The following is a 15,143-nucleotide window of genomic DNA, read 5'->3' on the forward strand; positions in this document are numbered from 1 at the left end:
GACAGCGGCGGCCGGAACAACGGATTTGATTTATTGCAAACCATTAAAAGCCCGCATGATGCGGGCTTTGGAATAACAATGAGCAGACCTTATTTGGCGATGCGCTTGTACTTGATACGGTGGGGCTGGATGGCCTCGGCGCCGTAGGTTTTCTTCTTCCACTCTTCGTATTCGGTGAAGTTGCCTTCGAAGAACTCCACCTTGCCCTCGTCCTTGTAGTCCAGGATATGGGTGGCGATACGGTCGAGGAACCAGCGGTCGTGGGAGATGACCATGGCGCAGCCGGGGAATTCCAGCAGGGCGTTTTCCAGGGCGCGCAGGGTTTCCACGTCCAGGTCGTTGGTCGGTTCGTCCAGCAGCAGCACGTTGCCGCCGGTCTGCAGCAGCTTGGCCATGTGCAGGCGGCCGCGTTCACCGCCGGACAGCTCGCCCACCCGCTTCTGCTGGTCGGTGCCCTTGAAGTTGAACCGGCCCAGGTAGGCGCGGCTGGGGATCTCCAGGTTGCCGATGCGCATCATGTCCAGGCCGCCGGACACTTCTTCCCACACCGTCTTCTTGTCGTCCATGGCGTCGCGGAACTGCTCCACCGAGGCCAGCTGCACGGTGTCGCCCAGGGTGATGCTGCCGGCGTCCGGCTGCTCGGCGCCGGTGAGCATGCGGAACAGGGTGGATTTACCGGCGCCGTTGGGGCCGATGATGCCGACGATGGCGCCCTTGGGAATGCTGAACGACAGGTCGTCGATCAGCACCCGGTCACCGTAGGACTTGGTCAGGTGCTCGACTTCCACCACCTTGTCCCCCAGGCGCGGGCCGGGCGGGATGAACAGCTCGTTGGTTTCGTTGCGCTTCTGGTAGTCCTGGTTCTGCAGCTCTTCAAAGCGGGCCATACGCGCCTTGGACTTGGCCTGGCGGCCCTTGGGATTCTGGCGCACCCATTCCAGTTCCTTCTGGATGGACTTCTGGCGCGCGGCTTCGGAGGACTGCTCCTGGGCCAGGCGCTGATCTTTCTGCTCCAGCCAGGAGGAGTAGTTGCCTTCCCAGGGAATTCCTTCGCCCCGGTCCAGCTCCAGGATCCAGCCGGCCACGTTGTCGAGGAAGTAACGGTCGTGGGTAATGGCCACCACAGTGCCTTCGTAGTCGTGCAGGAAGCGCTCCAGCCAGGCCACGGACTCGGCGTCCAGGTGGTTGGTGGGTTCGTCCAGCAGCAGCATGTCGGGTTTTTCCAGCAGCAGCTTGCACATCGCCACCCGGCGGCGTTCACCCCCGGACAGCTTGCCTATCTGAGCGTCCCAGGGCGGCAGGCGCAGGGCGTCGGCGGCCCGCTCCAGCTGGTTGTCCAGGTTGTGGCCGTCGTGGGCCTGGATGATGGCTTCCAGCTCGCCCTGGCGCTTGGCCAGCTTGTCGAAGTCGGCGTCCGGATCCGCGTAGGCGGCGTAGACCTGATCCAGCTCCTTGAGGGCGCCGGCCACCTCGGCCACGCCTTCTTCCACTTCCTGGCGCACCGTGTATTCCGGGTTGAGTTTGGGCTCCTGGGGCAGGTAGCCGATCTTGATGCCGGGCTGGGGGCGGGCCTCGCCCTCGATTTCGGTGTCGATGCCGGCCATGATGCGCAGCAGGGTGGACTTACCGGCACCGTTCAGGCCCAGTACGCCGATTTTGGCGCCGGGGAAAAACGACAGGGAGATATTCTTCAGAATATGACGCTTGGGCGGAACCACCTTGCCCACGCGGTGCATGGTGTAAACAAATTGAGCCATTGTTACTTGTCCTGATAAATCAGTAAGTTAATAGGTTTTCTTGGCGGGCCTGGCGGTCGCCTGGGGCCAACCGGACAGCCATGGCGGTATATGGTACTTGGCTGGGCGGGGAATGCCAGTGGTGAGCGTAAAATCCCGGATACCGGGGAGGGGAAGGGGCGCGTCCCTGCGGCCGGGTTATTCGTCTTCTCTGTTGCTGCTCCAGCGGGTGAGGCTGGCGGAGATGACGGTGTTGCCGAAAAAGGCCCAGTCCATCCAGACCGGCTTGTCGGCATGTTTGTCCACGGCGGCGGCGGTGGCAAGCAGCGGTGCCCAGAGGGCGACCATCAGCGAGCAGGCCAGCACACCTTTTCTGATTTTTATTGTTTTCATGGGCACTCCCGAGTGAGGGGAGCTCATTTATAGCACGGCCGGGGCGGGTCCAGAAGGCGAAATTTGGCGTTGGTCACACTTTGAGAACTTTTATTGGAATCAATATTTCAACATTTGGCGATGTGTGGAATATTCATTTCAATCGTGTGCCGGTGCGGCGCCTTGGCCGCCTGCCGCCCGCAGTAGCAATGATCATTAGGAGCCGGTTCCCGCCACCGGGATCCGCCGCTGTTTGGACTGCTGAGTCAAGGGAGTAGAGTTATGCGTTTGGTATATGACCCGTCGCACTATCGTGACAACACCGGCCTGAAGGAGACCATCGACACCGTGGCCCGGCTGGGATACGAATGGGTGGAGCTGTCTCCGCGCAAGGATTTCATCTGGTTCTACGAGTATCCCAAGGTCGACCGGCAGCTGATCAAGAGTCTGAAGAAGTATTGTGCCGACGCCGGCGTCAGGATCTCTTCGGTGCTGCCGGTGCAGCAGTGGTCCTCCCCGGTGGAGGAAGAGCGCCAGGCCGCCGTGCGCAACTGGAAGCGCTGCATCGAGATCACCGCCGAACTGGGGGTGGATCTGATGAACTCCGAGTTCAGCGGCAACAAGCGCAAGCCCCAGGCCAGCGAGGACGCCTTCGTCCGCTCGATGGAAGAGCTGATGCCGCTGTTCGAGCGCGAGAGCATCAAGCTCAACCTGCAGTCCCATCCCCACGACTTTATCGAGCGGAACATCGAAGCGGTGCGCATGATCCGCGCCCTGGACAAGGACTGGATCAAGCTGGTCTATTCGGTACCCCACGCCTTCTATTACGACGACGGCATCGGCGACGTGGTCAAACACATTGAGGAAGCCGGCGATCTGCTGGCCCATGTGCTGATCGCCGACACCTTCAACCACAAGGCCGGCTTCGGCCTGCGCTACATCATCAACCCGCCGGACGCGGACGTGACCATTCACCAGCATCTCAATCCGGGCGAGGGCGAGGTGGACTTCGACGCCCTGTACCGCAAGCTCAGGGAGATCAAGTTCGACGGCATCGTCACCAACGCGGTGTTCGCCTATCCCGATCGGCCCGAGTGGTCCAACGAGTTGACCCTGAAATCGATCCGCGAAGGCCTTCGGCTCTGAAGAAGGCCCGGACCGGAGGAAAGACAATAACAACAGTCACAACACCAACCAAAGACTATAGCCTTGCCCTTTACGCCGCCCCCTGATGGGGGCGCTTTTTTTTGGGGGGGGGGGGGGCGCCGCCGCTGGCCTCCCCTTAGCCGGGCGTTGACGAAAGCCCGGGGCCATGCTCAAATTTTGCCTTTATAAAGCAACAAATGTCGGGCACAGAGGAACCTATGGAAACCGATGACAGATACATAGTCCCCGGGCTGGTACGGGGGCTGGAGGCATTGCAGGCGTTCAGCGACCAAAAGCGGGATCTGAGCGTGTCCGAGCTGGCCGAGATTATCGGGGTCAACCGCTCCAGCGCCTTTCGTATCGCCTATACCCTGGAGCATTGCGGGTTTCTGCACAAGGAAGACAACTCCCGCCGTTACACCCTGAACTCCAAGGTGCTGGATCTGGGCTTCACCTACCTGTCGGGGCTGGATCTGCTGGAGCCGTCGCGCCCCATCATGCAGCGGCTGCGGGATGAAACCACCATCGCCTGCCACCTGGTGATCCGCCAGGGCACCGATATCGTGTTCGTGGATCGCTACCAGGCCACGGGCCCCTTCACCAGCACGGTGGGGGTCGGCACCCGCTGGCCGGCCCACGCCACCGTTACCGGCCAGTTGCTGCTTTCCGACCTGTCCGACGAGGCCATCACCGAACTGTACCGGGACTACCGGTGGGAAACCTTCACCGAGGGCACGCCCACCAGCCTGGAGGCGCTGCTGGCGCGCATCCGTGAGGTACGCGGGCAGCCGGCCCTGGTCAGTTGGGGCTACTTCAACCCGGCCATGGCCGCCTGCGCCGCGCCCATCTACCGGCAGAGCGACAGCAGCATGATCGCCTCGGTGTCGGTCAGCTGCCCGCTGGGCGGCATCGCCCGGGCAGAGTTCGAAGGCCGCATCCGGGATGCGGTCATCGCCGCCGCCCAGAGCCTGTCCCGCACCCTGAGCCTCAACAACGCCCATCCCTGAGCCCTCGAGGCGCGACAACGCCATGCCCAGCGCATGGCGTTTCTGCCTGATAGCAACGTCCGTCACCCGTTTCTTCGCCGGATATTTCCCCTTATCACCGCGGTGTAACCGTCGTCATCTCCGCGGAGGCGGAGATCCATGACCGCTTGTGCTGGACTCCCGCCTTCGCGGGAGTGACGGGACAGGGGCGGGAGTGACGGGACTGGCCACAGAGAAATCCAGCGGCTTGTCAGCCGCCAACGCCATGCGACCGCATGGCGTTTTTTTATGGCCGGCTCCCGTTGCTAATAACTTTTGGTCATAAAATCGCCGCCCAACCCCCTCAAAAAATTTAACAACAAAGAAACCTTGTATTGACAGGGGTCAATGAAAGGATCTAATCTTTGTTTTAAATACGAATTACTGTTTTGTATATAAAACAAAGGAGCGACCAAGCCATGAACTGGGTTTCCATTTGCAAGCTGGGCGACATCTCCGATGAGAGCCCGCTGGCCGTCAAGGTAGGCGACAAGGAGATAGGGGTGTTCAGGATCGAGGGGCGGCTGCACGCCATCGAGGACATCTGCCCCCACGCCTATGCCCTGCTCACCGAGGGGTTTATCGAAGGCCGTACCGTCGAGTGCCCGCTGCACGAGGCCATCTTCGATATCCCCACCGGCAAGCTGCAGAGCGGCCCCGGCTGTCGCGACCTGCACATCTATGAGGTACGGGTCGACGGCGACGACGTACTGCTGAACATGGCATGACAAGGAACAGCACCATGGACAACTTCAATCCCAAACTGGCCGCCTGGCTGAAGAACGAGCCCGCCACCGAGGCCGGCCTGAACAACATCCAGATCCCGGGCAAAACCCGCAACCTGGTGTGGCAGAACCGCTACCGCGAGCCCACCCGCTACGAGCAGGCGCTGGTCAGCCAGCTGGAAAGCGCCTTCGCCGAGGGCATCGCCGAGCTGGACGAGCTGGTGGCCGCCCTCAACCGGCGCGGGCTGCGCAACGAAGCCGGCGAGGCCTGGACCCTCGCCAATTTTCAGGACGAAATGGCCCGCCTCGGTTACTGAGCGGCGCACCACGGGGAATCTAGGAGAACACGATGAATCAACAGCTTGCAGTAGAACGCCATCTGGATTTGGGCCTCAAGGATCTGTGGTATCCGGTGGTGGCCAGCTGGGAAGTGGGCAACAGCCCGGTCGGCATTACCCGCCTGGGCGAAAACATCGTGCTGTGGCGCGACACCGAGGGCAAGGTCAGCGCCCTGGAAGATCGCTGCCCGCACCGGGGGGCGCGGCTGTCCCTGGGCTGGAACCTGGGCGACCGGGTGGCCTGCTGGTACCACGGGGTGGAAGTGAAGGGTGATGGCGTGGTCGCCGAGGTGCCGGCGGTGAGCGCCTGCCCCATGACCGGCAGCAAGTGCCTGCGCTCCTACCCGGTGATCGAAAAGCACGGCGCCATCTTCCTCTGGTTCGGCCTGGATCCGGACGCCGAGCCCGCCGATCTGGTGCTGCCCGAGCAGCTCGAAAGCGAGGAGTGGAGCAGCTTCCTGTGCCAGGCGGACTGGGCGGTGAACTACCGCTACGCCATCGACAACGTCATGGATCCCATGCACGGCAGCTACCTGCACTGCACCTCCCACTCCATGGCGGAAGGGGACAAGAGCGCCGACATGCGCGCCCGCAACACCGAGCACGGCTTCATCTTCGAAAAGGTCGGCCAGACCGGGGTCAACTTCGACTGGGTCGAGTTCGGCAGCAGCGGCGCCTTCTGGCTGCGCCTGTCCATTCCCTACCGCCGGCAGTTCGGCCCGGGCGGCGAATTCTGGATCGTCGGCCTGGCCACCCCGGTGGACGAGCACCACACCCGGGTGTTCTTCTGGCGGGCGCGCAAGGTCAGCGGCTGGCAGCGCGACGTGTGGCGTTTCCTCTACCGCAACCACCTGGAGCAGCTGCACTGGGACGTGCTGGAGCAGGACCGCGTCATCCTCGAGCAGATGGCGCCCGACGCCCGCGACCACGAGTTCCTCTACCAGCACGATGTGGGCCTGTCGCGCCTGCGCCGGCTGATGAAGAAAACCGCCGAACAGCAGCTGGCGCGGCTGGCGGCCAGGCAAGAGGCCGAGAGTCATGCATAAGTTGCTGCAGGGCAAGAAGCTGCTGATCACCGGAGCCGCCCGGGGCCTGGGGCTGGACTTCGCCCGCGCCGCCACCGCCGCCGGCGCCGAGGTGGCCATGGCCGACATCCTCGCCGGGCAGGTGATGGCGGAGGCCAGGGCCCTGGCCGCCGAGGGGCACATCGTCCACGGCCTGGCGCTGGATCTGGCTGATCCGGCTTCCATCGAGGCCTGCGCCCGGGACGCCGCCGGCCTGCTCGGCGGCCTGGACGGCCTGGTCAACTGCGGCGCCATCGCCACCGGCATCGGCGGCGTCGACATGACCGAGCTGGATATCGAGGTGTGGGATCGGGTGATGACCGTCAATGTGCGCGGCAGCTGGCTGATGACCCGGGCGGCGGTGCCCTACCTCAAGGCGGCGGGCGCGGGCAAGGTGGTCAACATCGCCTCCGACACCGCGCTGTGGGGCGCGCCCAGGCTGCTGGCCTACGTGGCCAGCAAGGGCGCCCTGCTGGCGATGACCCGCTCCATGGCCCGGGAACTCGGCGAACACGGCATCTGCGTCAACGCCGTCAGCCCGGGGCTGACCCTGGTGGAAGCCACCGAATACGTGCCCCGGGCCCGCCACGACCAGTACGTGGACGGCCGCGCCATCCACCGGCCCCAGTTGCCGGAGGACGTCAACGGCGCCGTGCTCTACCTGCTGTCGGATCTGTCGTCCTTCGTCACCGGCCAGAACCTGCCGGTCAACGGCGGCTTCGTCTTCAACTGACCCGGGTGCCCAACAAGAGAGACTGTGACCATGAAAATTACCGGAATTGAAGCCCTGAAATTCGGGGTGGACGACAGACAGAAAGCCGCCAGCTTCCTCGCCGACTTCGGCCTGAGCCGTGGCGAGAGCGATATCCCGGGGGCGGATTTGTTCCTCACCCTGAACCAGAGCCGGCTCTACCTGTTCGACATCGACGACGCCCGGCTGCCGGCCGCCTTCGAGCCCGGCTCCACCCTGCGTGAAGTGGTCTGGGGTGTCGAAAGCGCCGCCTGCCTGGAGCAGCTGGCCCAGCGCCTGGCCGGGGTCGAGGGCCTGGCCCGCGATGCCGGGGGCCTGAGCTGCCGGGATCCCAACGGCATGACCCTGCGTTTCCGGCCGAGCGCCGTGCAACCGGTCGTGCTGCGGGTGGCCGCCATCAACCAGCACGGCGACATCCGCCGGGTGGACGAGGCCAGCCCGGTGTACGAGCGGGGCGAGCCCATCGGCGTGGGCCACGTGGTGTTCTTCACCCCCGACCTGGCCAGGACCGAGGCCTTCTACCGGGACCGGCTCGGCTTCCACCTGTCCGACTGCTATGAGGGCAAGGGCGCCTTCATGCGCTGTGCCGCCGAAGGCCACCACCACGACCTCTTCCTGCTGCACGTGCCGGGCAAGCCCGCCGGGCTCAACCACGTGGCCTTTACCGTGCGCGATATCCACGAGGTGATCGGCGCCGGCATGGCGATGAACCGCAAGGGCTGGTCCACCTTTATCGGCCCGGGCCGTCACCCCATTTCTTCCGCCTATTTCTGGTACGTGAACAGCCCCCTGGGTGGTGCCTTCGAGTACTACACCAACGACGACTACCTCACTCCCGCCTGGCAGCCCCGCACCATGGAGCACCGGCTGGAACTCTTTACCGAGTGGGCGATCGAGGGCGGCCTGGACGGCCACACCCGGCGCCAGGTCAAACAGGGGGGCTGAACCATGAACCAAGCGATTTCCCGCATCGTCATTATCGGCGCAGGCCAGGCCGGAGCCTGGGCCGCCCATACCTTAAGGCAACAGGGTTATGGGGGCATGTTGTCAGTGGTGTCCGACGAAGAGCGGGTTTTTTATGAGCGGCCACCCCTGTCCAAGCAGGTGCTGGCCGGCGACATGGCCCCGGCGGCGTTGCAGCTGTTCCCGGACGAGGCCATCGACGCCATGAACATCGACTGGCACAAGCCGGCCCGGGCCACCGCCATCGACCCCCGGGGCCATGTGGTGACCCTCGACAACGGCACCGAGCTGGCCTACGACAAGCTGCTGCTGGCCACCGGCAGCCGCGCCCGGGTGCCGGTGCGGGAATGGCTGAGCCTGCCCCATGTGTTCACCCTGCGCACCCCCGAGGATGCGGCCCGCCTGGGCGAGCGGCTGGCGCCGGGCAAGCGCCTGGCCATTCTCGGCGGCGGCTGGATCGGCCTGGAAGTGGCCGCCACCGCCCGGACCAAAGGGGTGGCGGTGAGCCTGTTCGAACTGGGCGAGCGGCTCTGTGCCCGCAGCGTGCGGCCCGAGGTGTCCGACTTCCTGCGGGAGCTGCATCGGGAGCAGGGTGTCGAGGTGGAGCTGGACTGCGGCCTCCTCGAGCTGGTGACCACCGACCAGGGTACCCTGCGCCTGCTCCGGGACGGACAGCAACTGCTGGAGGCCGATGCGGTAGTGGTGGGGGCGGGCGCCGAGATCGCCACCGAACTGGGCCGCGACGCCGGCCTGGCAGTGGCCCAGGGGCTGGTGGTCGACGAGCAGGGGCGGACCTCGGATCCGGACATCTACGCCGCCGGCGACGTGGCCATCCATCCCGGGCTGGGCTTTTGCATCCAGTCCTGGGCCAATGCCCAGAACCAGGCCATCTCGGCGGCGAAAGCCATGCTCGGCGAGGACAGCCCCTACCGGGACGAGCCCTGGATCTGGTCGGATCAATACGACTGCAACATCCAGATCCTGGGCATTCCCGCCAACGGCGACAGTCGCCTGGTGCGGCGGCAGGTCGGCGACCGGCAGCAGGCCTTCATCTACCTGGATCAGGACGATCGGCTGCAGTCGATGATTGCGGTCAACGACGCCAGGCTGGTCAAGCTCGGCAAGCGCTGGCTCCGGGCCGGCACCGTGCTGCCCGCCGAGCAGCTGGCCGATCCCGCCGTCAACCTGATGGCGCTGAAACCGTAAAACCGAATAAAGGGTTATAAGTATGGAAACGCTGAAAGAAACCATCGGGACTGCCAAGATGCCGGTGCCGTCGAGCCTGATCAAGCAATGGTCCATCTCCCTCGTGCTGATGGTGTGCGTGGTGCTGGCCTTTTTCGACAAGATCAGCATCGCCGTGCTGTTCTCGGACCCGGTCTTCCAGGACGCCATGGGCATCGGCACCGACAAGACCCGGCTCGGCTGGCTGATGACCAGCTTCCTGCTGGCCTACGGCTTTTCCTCCATCTTTCTGAGCGTTGTCGGCGATCTCATCAATCCGCGTACCTGCCTGCTGGTGAGCGTGGCTTCCTGGGGCGTGCTGATGGCGCTGATGGGCCTGGCCACCAGCTACGAACAGCTGCTGGCGTTGCGGGTGCTGCTCGGCATCGCCGAAGGCCCGCTGTTCGCCCTGGCCTACAGCATCGTCAAGCAGTGCTACAGCGCCGGCCAGCAGGCCCGGGCCAGCACCATGTTCCTGCTCGGCACCCCCATCGGCGCCGCGCTCGGTTTCCCCATCACCGCCTTTATCCTCAACCTGTACGGCTGGCAGATGACCTTCTTCGTGATGGCGGCGCTGACCCTGGTGACCCTGGCGGTGGTGTATTTCGGGCTCAAGGGGGTGCAGCTTCGCGCCGAGGCGCAGCTGTCCGGCCCCCGTAAGCGGGTGAGCTGGCGGCAGCACATGCGCAACAGCCGGCTGCTGTTCACCACCCCGGCATTCTGGGCCCTGTGCCTGTTCAATGTCGCCCTGCTCACCTACCTCTGGGGCCTGAACGGCTGGCTGCCGAGTTACCTGATCGAGGAAAAGGGAGTGGATCTCGAGTCCTTCGGCGCCCTGTCGTCGCTGCCCTTCATCGCCATGCTGGCGGGGGAGATCGCCGGCGCCTTCCTGTCGGACAAGACCGGCAAGCGCGCGGCCCAGGTGTTCGGCGGCCTGCTGATCGCCGGCCTGTCCCTCTACCTGGTGCTGCAGCTGGAGGCGGCGGTGCCGGCCATCCTCGCCATGTCGGTCAGCGCCATGAGCTGGGGCTTCGGGGTGTCGTCGGTATTCGCTCTGCTGGCGCGCATCACCCCGGCCGAGGTGAGCGCCACCGCCGGCGGCATCTTCAACGGCTTCGGCAACTTCGCCGGCGCCGCCGCCCCGGTATTGATGGGCTACATCGTGACCCGCACCGGCGACTTCAACCTGGGGCTGCTGTTCCTGGTCTGGGTGGCGGTGATCGGCTCCCTGGTGCTGGTGCCCCTGGTCAAAAAATACTGATTCAACCCACTGTCTGCTTGATTCCGCCGGCGCGGAAGGGGCTCCCCTTGCCCGCGGACGGCGTAACACCACCGAGAGAGGAAATGAGATGAACGCGAAATTCGATACCTGGAACAAGCCCGTCGACAAGAGCCTGGGAGAATGGCTGGACAGCCGCATCGCCCGCTTCAGCACCCGTCGTTACGATTTCGACGCCCTGAAGTTCCAGGCCGATTACGATCCCAAGTACCGCCGCGCCCAGATGCGCTACATGGGCACCGGCGCCACCGGGGTGCAGAACGACGGCAATACCGTGCCCTCCGAGCACTTCACCTTCTCCACCATGGTGTTGCCGGCCCAGTGCGAAGGCCCGCTGCACGTGCACCACGACGTGGAGGAAGTGTTCTTCATGCTGCGCGGCGCCATCACCCTGTTCGTGGAGCATGAAGGGGAGAAGTTCGAAACCCGGCTGAGCGAGCGGGATCTGATCTCCATCCCGCCCGGCATCTACCGCGGCCTGTTCAACCACGGCGAGGAAGACGCCCTGATGTGCGTGATGCTGGGGGCCAACAAGCCGACCATTCCGACCTATCCGGAAGATCATCCCCTGTCCAAGATCAAGCGGGCCTGACCATGAGCGCCCTGGTCAACAGCCTGTCCCGCTTTCCGCTGCGCTACCTCGACCTCGGCGGCCGCCGGCAGGCCTACCGCAGCGCCGGCCGGGGCCCGGCCCTGGTGCTGCTGCACGGCATCAGCTCGGGCTCCGGCTCCTGGGTCTGCCAGCTGGAACCACTGGCCCGGGAGTTCACCCTGGTCGCCTGGGACGCCCCGGGCTATGGCCAGAGCGCGCCCCTGGCGACCGCCACCCCGTCGGCCCTGGACTACGCCGCCGCGCTGCACGAACTGGTGGTGGCGCTGGAGCTGGAGCGGCCGCTGCTGCTGGGCCACTCCCTGGGGGCGATGATCGGCGCCGCCTACGCCAGCCGCCATCCGGACGGGGTGCGCGGCCTGGTGCTGGCCAACCCGGCCCAGGGCTACGGCCGGGCCGATGCCGACACCCGCGAGCAGGTGTACCGCAAGCGCCCGGACATGCTGCGCAAACTGGGCCACCAGGGGCTGGCGGCGGCGCGCGGGCCGGTGCTCTTGTCCCAGCATGCCGGCCAGGACCAGCTGGATCTGGTGGCCCACGGCATGATGGGGCTGACCCTGGACGGCTTCGAAGCCGCTTCCTACCTGCTGGCCCATGACGATATCCGCGATTACCTGGCGGACTATCCCGCGCCCATCGGCGTTATCTACGGCGAGGAAGACGTGATCACCCCGCCCGCCGGAGTCCTGGCGCTGGCCGCCGGGCACCCCGGGACCGGCATCGAACCCCTGGCCGGGGCGGGCCACGCCAGTTATATCGACCAGCCCGACGCCTTCGGGCGGGCATTGCGCCGCCTGGCCGGGGCCTTACCGAATCGAGGAGTACAAGCATGAGTTTCAAGCTGCAAGGCAAGGTGGCGGTGGTCACCGGCGGTTCGTCCGGCATCGGGCTGGAGACGGTCCGGCTGCTGCTGGCGGAAGGCGCCCGGGTGGCCTGGTGCGGCCGCAACCCCGAGCGGCTGGCCGCCTCCCTGGAAGAGATGCGCGCCGCCTTTCCCGGGGCCGAGTGCCTGACCCGGCCCTGCAACGTGCTGGACAAGGCCGAGGTGGCCGCCTTCGCCGCCGCGGTGGAGGCCCGCTTCGGCGGAGCCGACCTGCTGATCAACAACGCCGGCCAGGGCCGGGTGTCGAACTTCGAGCAGACCGAGGATGAAGACTGGATCGCCGAGACCCGGCTCAAGACCTTCAGCGTGCTCCACCCGATCCGCGCCTTCCTGCCCCAGCTGGAGCGCTCGGACTGCCCGTCCATCACCAACGTCAACTCGCTGCTGGCGCTGCAGCCGGAGCCGCACATGATCGCCACCTCGGCGGCGCGGGCGGCGCTGCTCAACTTGACCCACTCCCTGGCCCACGAGTTTTCCGCCCGGGGCATCCGGGTCAACTCCATCCTGCTCGGCATGGTGGAGTCGGATCAGTGGCGCCGCCGTTTCGCCGAGCGCGGCGACCGGGACCAGGACTGGGACGGCTGGACCGGGGCCATCGCCGAGCGCCGGGGCATCCCCATGGGCCGGCTGGGCAAGCCGGAAGAGCCGGCCCGGGCCCTGGTGTTCCTGGCCTCGCCGCTGGCGTCCTATACCACCGGCGCCGCCCTGGACGTGTCCGGCGGCTTCAACAAGCACCTGTAGGAGGGGCGATGAAACAGCTGATGATGATCGGGTTCGGCGCCATGGCGCGGGAAGTGCTGGCGCTGCTGCCGGCGGAGCTGAGCCTGAAATGGCTGCTGGTGCCGGCGGCCCGGGTGGCCGAGGCGCAGGCCGAACTGGGCCCGGCGGTGACCGTGCTGAGCCGGGTAGAGGACTGTGCCGCCACCCCGGATCTGGTGGTGGAGTGCGCCGGCCAGGCGGCGGTGCGCGAGCACGGCAGCGCCGTGCTGGCCCGGGGCTGGACCCTGGGGCTGATCTCGGTCGGCGCCCTGGCCGACGAGGCCCTGGCGCGGGATCTGCGCCTGGCCGCCGGCCAGGGCGGGGGCCGCATCCTGGCCCTGGCCGGGGCCATCGCCGGCATCGATGGCCTGGCCGCCGCCCGGGAAGGGGGGCTGGAGTCGGTCACCTACCAGGGCCGCAAGAGCCCCCAGAGCTGGCGCGGCAGCCCGGCGGAAACCCTGGTGGATCTGGACGGCGTCACCGAGCCGACGGTGTTCTTCAGCGGCACGGCGCGGGAGGCGGCGCGGCTGTTCCCGGCCAATGCCAACGTGGCGGCCACCATCGCCCTGGCCGGGCTCGGCATGGACCACACCCGGGTCGAACTGGTGGTGGATCCGGACAGCCGGCGCAACCAGCACCGGATCCGGGCCAGCGGTCGCTTCGGCGAGCTGGACATCGCCCTGAGCGGCCTGCCGCTGGCCGCCAATCCCAAAACCTCCACCCTGGCGGCGCTGAGCGTGGTGCGCGCCTGCCGTCAGTGCACGGATCCCCTGGTTATTTAAGGAGTCATGTCATGGTTAGACCCATTTTTATCGGCGGCGAATGGCGCCAGGGCCGGGGCCCGGTGAGCATCAGCCATTTCCCGGCGGACGGCAGCGTCAACGCCGAGATAAGCACCGCCAGCGTCGAGGACGTGGAAGAGGCGGTGCAGGCTGCCGAGCGCGCCTGGCGCCATCCGTCCTGGCGGCAGGCCCTGCCGCACCAGCGCGCCGCCGTGCTGTACCGGGTGGCGGATCTGATCGAACAGCGCAGCGAACAGCTGGCCGCCCTGCAGACCCGGGACAACGGCAAGCCGCTGGCGGAAACCCGGGCCCTGGTGGCCAGCGCCGCCGGCACCGCCCGCTACTTCGCCGCCGCCTGCGAGACCCTGGACGAACAGCTCAATACCCCGCGAGCCCCGGATTTCATGACCCTGAGCGTGCATGAACCGATCGGTGTGGTGGCCGCCATCACCCCCTGGAACTCGCCCATCGCCAGCGAGATGCAGAAGATCGCCCCGGCCCTGGCCGGCGGCAACGCCGTGCTGCTCAAGCCCGCCGATGCGACCCCGCTGGCGGCGCTGGAGCTGGCCAAGCTGTTCGAGGAGGCCGGCCTGCCCAAGGGGCTGCTGAGCATACTGCCCGGCCGCGGCTCGGTGGTGGGCGAGGCCCTGGCCCGCCACCCCCTGGTGCGCAAGATCTCCTTCACCGGCGGCACCAACACCGGCCGCCGCCTGGCCCACGTGGCGGCGGACAAGCTGATCCCCACCTCGCTGGAGCTGGGCGGCAAGTCGCCCACCATAGTGCTGGAGGACGCGGATCTCGAGCTGGCCGCCAAGGGCGTGGTCTACGGCATCTTCAGCTCCGCCGGCCAGGCCTGCATCGCCGGCTCCCGGCTGTTCGTGCACAGCAGCCTCTACGAGCGCTTCCTCACCCGGCTGCTGGGCCTGACCCGGGAGCTGCGGGTCGGCCATCCGGAGCGACCCGGCATCCACATGGGGCCGCTCATCAACGAGGCCCACCTCCGGTCGGTGGCCGACTACGTGGCCCTGGCCAGGGCCGAGGGCGGCCGGGTGCTGTGCGGCGGCGAACGGCTGACCGAGGGCGAGCTGGCCGGAGGCTGCTTCTATCCGCCCACCATCATCGCCGGCCTGACCAACAGCACCCGGGTGTGCCAGGAGGAAATCTTCGGCCCGGTGCTGGTGGTGATGAGCTTCGACGACGAAGACCAGCTGGTGGCCGAGGCCAACGACAGCGTGTTCGGCCTGGCCGCCGGCATCTGGAGCGAGGACTTCCGCCGGGCCTGGCGCCTGGCACGCCGGCTCGAGACCGGCACCGTCTGGATCAATACCTACAAGAAATTTTCGGTTTCCGCCCCCTTCGGCGGTTTCAAGGAAAGCGGCCTCGGCCGGGAAAAAGGCCGCCAGGGCGTGCTCGCCTACATGCAGCAGAAGAGCATCTACGTGGGCCTGAGTGACCAACCCAACCCCTGGTGCTGCTAAGCCCGGGC

General features: G+C 66.3%; 16 protein-coding genes. 14 read left to right on the plus strand and 2 right to left on the minus strand.

The annotated features are described in order from the left end of the window. Positions 1–89: 89 nt before the first annotated feature. Both ettA and ACT7DK_RS04930 read right to left on the minus strand, forming a co-directional pair. Complete coding sequence (ettA, locus tag ACT7DK_RS04925) at positions 90–1,757, minus strand: energy-dependent translational throttle protein EttA (RefSeq protein WP_445396898.1); 1,668 nt, start codon at positions 1,755–1,757, stop codon at positions 90–92. Positions 1,758–1,934: 177 nt separating this feature from the next. Continuing rightward, complete coding sequence (locus ACT7DK_RS04930) at positions 1,935–2,129, minus strand: hypothetical protein (RefSeq protein WP_445396900.1); 195 nt, start codon at positions 2,127–2,129, stop codon at positions 1,935–1,937. 261 nt (positions 2,130–2,390) lie between these two features. On the opposite strand from ACT7DK_RS04930, the gene ACT7DK_RS04935 reads away from it, so the two are divergent. The 14 genes from ACT7DK_RS04935 (at position 2,391) to ACT7DK_RS05000 (ending at position 15,135) form a co-directional block, all read left to right on the plus strand. Then, the gene (locus tag ACT7DK_RS04935) at positions 2,391–3,254 is read left to right on the plus strand and encodes a sugar phosphate isomerase/epimerase family protein (protein WP_445396902.1); all 864 of its coding nucleotides are present in this window, start codon (positions 2,391–2,393) and stop codon (positions 3,252–3,254) included. A gap of 218 nt (positions 3,255–3,472) precedes the next feature. Continuing rightward, on the plus strand, positions 3,473–4,261 hold the full coding sequence (locus tag ACT7DK_RS04940) for an IclR family transcriptional regulator (protein WP_445396904.1): 789 nt from the start codon (positions 3,473–3,475) through the stop codon (positions 4,259–4,261). A gap of 437 nt (positions 4,262–4,698) precedes the next feature. After that, entirely contained in the window at positions 4,699–5,007 is a 309-nt protein-coding gene (locus ACT7DK_RS04945) for a non-heme iron oxygenase ferredoxin subunit (RefSeq protein ID WP_445396906.1), read from the plus strand. Positions 5,008–5,021: 14 nt separating this feature from the next. Beyond that, positions 5,022–5,321 carry a recombinase-like helix-turn-helix domain-containing protein gene (locus ACT7DK_RS04950; protein WP_445396908.1) on the plus strand — a complete coding sequence of 100 codons (300 nt, stop codon included), beginning with the start codon at positions 5,022–5,024 and terminating at the stop codon, positions 5,319–5,321. A gap of 32 nt (positions 5,322–5,353) precedes the next feature. After that, positions 5,354–6,388 (plus strand): Rieske 2Fe-2S domain-containing protein, encoded by a 1,035-nt coding sequence (locus tag ACT7DK_RS04955; RefSeq protein WP_445396910.1) that lies wholly within the window; start codon positions 5,354–5,356, stop codon positions 6,386–6,388. Then, positions 6,381–7,139, plus strand: coding sequence for an SDR family oxidoreductase (locus tag ACT7DK_RS04960; protein WP_445396912.1), 759 nt, complete (start codon positions 6,381–6,383; stop codon positions 7,137–7,139). The genes ACT7DK_RS04955 and ACT7DK_RS04960 overlap by 8 nt, the downstream gene beginning before the upstream one ends. Before the next feature lie 30 nt (positions 7,140–7,169). Further along, positions 7,170–8,102 (plus strand): VOC family protein, encoded by a 933-nt coding sequence (locus ACT7DK_RS04965; RefSeq protein ID WP_445396914.1) that lies wholly within the window; start codon positions 7,170–7,172, stop codon positions 8,100–8,102. 3 nt (positions 8,103–8,105) lie between these two features. After that, positions 8,106–9,326: an NAD(P)/FAD-dependent oxidoreductase gene (locus ACT7DK_RS04970; RefSeq protein ID WP_445396916.1), complete on the plus strand. Its 1,221-nt coding sequence runs from the start codon at positions 8,106–8,108 to the stop codon at positions 9,324–9,326. 22 nt (positions 9,327–9,348) lie between these two features. Further along, on the plus strand, positions 9,349–10,605 hold the full coding sequence (locus ACT7DK_RS04975; RefSeq protein WP_445396918.1) for an MFS transporter: 1,257 nt from the start codon (positions 9,349–9,351) through the stop codon (positions 10,603–10,605). 88 nt (positions 10,606–10,693) lie between these two features. Further along, positions 10,694–11,215: a cupin domain-containing protein gene (locus ACT7DK_RS04980; protein ID WP_445396920.1), complete on the plus strand. Its 522-nt coding sequence runs from the start codon at positions 10,694–10,696 to the stop codon at positions 11,213–11,215. Between the two features lie 2 nt (positions 11,216–11,217). Beyond that, positions 11,218–12,066, plus strand: a complete 849-nt coding sequence (locus tag ACT7DK_RS04985) for an alpha/beta fold hydrolase (RefSeq protein ID WP_445396922.1) — start codon at positions 11,218–11,220, stop codon at positions 12,064–12,066. Next, the gene (locus tag ACT7DK_RS04990) at positions 12,063–12,857 is read left to right on the plus strand and encodes an SDR family oxidoreductase (protein WP_106728980.1); all 795 of its coding nucleotides are present in this window, start codon (positions 12,063–12,065) and stop codon (positions 12,855–12,857) included. The genes ACT7DK_RS04985 and ACT7DK_RS04990 overlap by 4 nt, the downstream gene beginning before the upstream one ends. A gap of 8 nt (positions 12,858–12,865) precedes the next feature. Continuing rightward, complete coding sequence (locus ACT7DK_RS04995; RefSeq protein WP_106728979.1) at positions 12,866–13,657, plus strand: aspartate dehydrogenase; 792 nt, start codon at positions 12,866–12,868, stop codon at positions 13,655–13,657. An 11-nt stretch (positions 13,658–13,668) separates the two neighbouring features. Then, complete coding sequence (locus ACT7DK_RS05000) at positions 13,669–15,135, plus strand: aldehyde dehydrogenase (protein WP_445396924.1); 1,467 nt, start codon at positions 13,669–13,671, stop codon at positions 15,133–15,135. Positions 15,136–15,143 lie beyond the last annotated feature (8 nt).

The organism is Zobellella sp. An-6, assembly GCF_052487945.1.

Bases quoted from the DNA above. Each gene is read 5' to 3' on its own strand.
- ettA (WP_445396898.1), bottom strand. From the start codon at position 1,757: ATGGCTCAATTTGTTTACACCATGCACCGCGTGGGCAAGGTGGTTCCG.
- ACT7DK_RS04930 (WP_445396900.1), bottom strand. From the start codon at position 2,129: ATGAAAACAATAAAAATCAGAAAAGGTGTGCTGGCCTGCTCGCTGATG.
- ACT7DK_RS04935 (WP_445396902.1), top strand. From the start codon at position 2,391: ATGCGTTTGGTATATGACCCGTCGCACTATCGTGACAACACCGGCCTG.
- ACT7DK_RS04940 (WP_445396904.1), top strand. From the start codon at position 3,473: ATGGAAACCGATGACAGATACATAGTCCCCGGGCTGGTACGGGGGCTG.
- ACT7DK_RS04945 (WP_445396906.1), top strand. From the start codon at position 4,699: ATGAACTGGGTTTCCATTTGCAAGCTGGGCGACATCTCCGATGAGAGC.
- ACT7DK_RS04950 (WP_445396908.1), top strand. From the start codon at position 5,022: ATGGACAACTTCAATCCCAAACTGGCCGCCTGGCTGAAGAACGAGCCC.
- ACT7DK_RS04955 (WP_445396910.1), top strand. From the start codon at position 5,354: ATGAATCAACAGCTTGCAGTAGAACGCCATCTGGATTTGGGCCTCAAG.
- ACT7DK_RS04960 (WP_445396912.1), top strand. From the start codon at position 6,381: ATGCATAAGTTGCTGCAGGGCAAGAAGCTGCTGATCACCGGAGCCGCC.
- ACT7DK_RS04965 (WP_445396914.1), top strand. From the start codon at position 7,170: ATGAAAATTACCGGAATTGAAGCCCTGAAATTCGGGGTGGACGACAGA.
- ACT7DK_RS04970 (WP_445396916.1), top strand. From the start codon at position 8,106: ATGAACCAAGCGATTTCCCGCATCGTCATTATCGGCGCAGGCCAGGCC.
- ACT7DK_RS04975 (WP_445396918.1), top strand. From the start codon at position 9,349: ATGGAAACGCTGAAAGAAACCATCGGGACTGCCAAGATGCCGGTGCCG.
- ACT7DK_RS04980 (WP_445396920.1), top strand. From the start codon at position 10,694: ATGAACGCGAAATTCGATACCTGGAACAAGCCCGTCGACAAGAGCCTG.
- ACT7DK_RS04985 (WP_445396922.1), top strand. From the start codon at position 11,218: ATGAGCGCCCTGGTCAACAGCCTGTCCCGCTTTCCGCTGCGCTACCTC.
- ACT7DK_RS04990 (WP_106728980.1), top strand. From the start codon at position 12,063: ATGAGTTTCAAGCTGCAAGGCAAGGTGGCGGTGGTCACCGGCGGTTCG.
- ACT7DK_RS04995 (WP_106728979.1), top strand. From the start codon at position 12,866: ATGAAACAGCTGATGATGATCGGGTTCGGCGCCATGGCGCGGGAAGTG.
- ACT7DK_RS05000 (WP_445396924.1), top strand. From the start codon at position 13,669: ATGGTTAGACCCATTTTTATCGGCGGCGAATGGCGCCAGGGCCGGGGC.